Genomic DNA, 2,579 nt, shown 5'->3' with positions numbered 1-2,579 from the left:
TCCCAGTACTGATCGTGCTTGGTCTGTTGGCTTTCCGCATGCCTTCATTCCCGGTAATCAGCTTCGGTTCTCTGCTAGGTATTATCTGGGCAGTCATGATCCAAGATATCGATTTCCTAACGGCATTCAATACTGCTTGGGCACCGTTCTCTATCTCCTCTGGCGTAGAGTTTATTGACTCGATTCTTAACCGTGGCGGCATGTCTTCAATGCTTGGTTCGGTAGCGGTAATTGTGTTTGGTTTAGGTTTTGGTGGCTTACTGGATAAAGTGGGCGTATTAGAGACGATTGCTAAGGTGTTCGAGCGCCGAGTAAATAGCGCAGGCTCTCTAGCAACAAGCACGATCGGCACGGCTTTCATGGGTAACGTGTTCGGTTCTGCGATGTACGTATCGTTAATCCTTACGCCAAAAATCTGTGCGAAGAACTACGACCGTTTGGGCTACAAACGTAAGAACCTATCTCGTAATGCTGAGTTTGGTGGCACGTTAACCTCAGGCATGGTTCCTTGGAGTGATAACGGTATCTACATGGCGAGTATTCTTGGTGTCGCAACGCTCTCTTACGCTCCGTTCATGTGGTTGAGCTTCATCTGTATCCTCGTGACTATCGTAACGTCTTACATGGGTTGGTTCGTTGATAAATGTGAACCAACAGCACCAGCGCTTGAAACTGAAGAAGCCGCTGAACTGAGCAAGCAACAAGCTTAAGCTAAGGCTTTAGTGCTTAAGCACAAAAATGTTGATGATATAAATGCCAAAAGAGCGCTCTAGAGCGCTCTTTTTTGATCTACTTAATTACTGAATTTATTTGTTGGCGGTTCGTTTACCCAACCAATAACCGATGCCTAACGGTGCAAAGAACACCACCAAGATAAACAGGATGAAGTAAATAATCACACCTTTGATTAAGTCCATCAGTTTATCAATAGCGAGTACCACCACCTCTTGAGAGACGCGATCAAGATCTTGTGTAAACAGTTCCCTTTCAGAAGTCACAATGCCTGCAATTTCAATACGCTCTTTCGCAATCATCGCGACCAGAGCTTCTCTCTCTCGTGTCACCATTTTTTCTAAGGCTACACGTTCTTCAGTGAGCATCGCCAATTTTTGATCTGTCTTATCACTTAGGTCGTTGAGCAGAGGCTGCATTTCTGTCGACATAATAGAAGCCAGTGTTTGCATGTACTCAGGGTTATTCTCAATGAAGTCCTGCATGCTTGCTGATGTTTGACGAAGGCTTTCCAGCGTCATCGATAGGTCTTCACCCGTTAGCGAGCTATTCATCGCCACCAACTCAGCTTTCCACGTCATCAATTTCGGTGTTTGGTCAGCCATTAGGCTTAAGCGGTCTGATGCATCGCCCATCGCCTCCGGCATGGTACCTAGGCTTTGAACGATTTGAGATTCGTCTTTACCAAGGTAACTTAGCCATTCACGGTAAGCGGGTGTGCTTCTGAAGGTAAGATCTTTAAAAGGATTGCTCGCGGCGAACTCTGCGACGAATGCTTTGCTCTTTTTGAAATCACTTGAGCTCAATACACCCTTTGCTAGCTTCTCAGCTTCTTGGTCAAGAGAACGAGCAGTCTCTACCGCATTATCCGTCACGAACAGATCCGCACCATCGCCTTGGCTATAAAACTGATTCATTTGGGCTGTGAAAACCCATGAGTCAATTAATGCTGACATTGGGGAGGTTTGGTACGCTGCTTGTTGTAAGCCCTGCTCAGCATGGATCTTCCAAAGCAACACATAAGATTGATGTAAGGTGTCATCAGCAGGGTAAGATTGCGCAATGAGATCGGCCGAGTCTTCTACTCGTGTAAAAAACATCTTGGCGTATTCACGCGTCATGATCCGAGCCTGTAACTCTTGCTGAGTAAGAGGCGTCGTTTGACTATCTAGCTTAACTTCCAAAAGAGAACAACCACTTAGCACAATGCTAAGCCCTAACACGATCCAATTTCGACTCGAAACTCGTGACATATAAACCTCTGACAAAGACTAAGGGCGCGGATTGTATGAGCGCTTCGTCAGAGTATTGTCAAAAAACCTGTAAAAGTTAACGTTGGGTATTTAAATAGTCATGAGCAGAATCTACAGAGGCTTTTATCGCTAGCTCTAGTTCGGCTAAATCGTGCTCGCTGATGGCTCTGGACTGCTTCATTGTCATTTCAATAGTCGCTGCAATGATCGCTAACCGAGACGCTTTGATGCTGCCAGCCACACCTTTTAAGCTGTGCACAATGCGAGCAGCAGAGGTTTCATCCTTGGTGAGCAGAGATTTGAATCTGGTATAGTCATCTGCGTGATCTTCGACAAAGACCCCTAGCAACAATTCAACAGACTCGGTATCGCCATCAAGAGTCTCTAGCATCTCTTCAATATCAATCGCTGGCTTTGAATCCGTCACACTGGCAATGTGCTTCTCTGGCTCTTGCACTTGTTCTGGTGTTCGCTGAGTTGGGGGTTGCTGAATAGAGTTTTGCTGAACCGGAACTTGTGGAATAGGTTCTTGCAAAATCGGTTCTTGTGAAATAGCTTGCGGGCTTGTCGTACAAACACTCTGCTGTGGTTGGA

General features: G+C 45.9%; 3 protein-coding genes. 1 reads left to right on the top strand and 2 read right to left on the bottom strand.

The window, feature by feature from the left end:
* A partial coding sequence (locus AB4653_RS07035; RefSeq protein WP_372103662.1) for a Na+/H+ antiporter NhaC family protein occupies window positions 1-710 on the top strand: 710 nt, incomplete at its 5' end.
* A 96-nt stretch (window positions 711-806) separates the two neighbouring features.
* Here AB4653_RS07035 and AB4653_RS07030 read toward each other — a convergent pair.
* Both AB4653_RS07030 and AB4653_RS07025 read right to left on the bottom strand, forming a co-directional pair.
* Window positions 807-1,985, bottom strand: coding sequence for a chemotaxis protein (locus AB4653_RS07030; protein WP_102257907.1), 1,179 nt, complete (start codon window positions 1,983-1,985; stop codon window positions 807-809).
* 76 nt (window positions 1,986-2,061) lie between these two features.
* Window positions 2,062-2,579, bottom strand: a 518-nt coding sequence (locus tag AB4653_RS07025; protein WP_372103659.1) for an Hpt domain-containing protein, incomplete at its 5' end; no start/stop codon positions are given.

The organism is Vibrio sp. 10N.222.48.A3 (genome assembly GCF_041475345.1).
Taxonomy (GTDB): Bacteria; Pseudomonadota; Gammaproteobacteria; order Enterobacterales; family Vibrionaceae; genus Vibrio; species Vibrio tasmaniensis_A.
Note: the sequence above shows the minus strand (reverse complement) of the source record. Positions and strands in the feature narration are given on the sequence as shown.

Coding starts and splice junctions, on each gene's coding strand:
- AB4653_RS07030 (WP_102257907.1), bottom strand. CDS start 1,985: ATGTCACGAGTTTCGAGTCGAAATTGGATCGTGTTAGGGCTTAGCATT.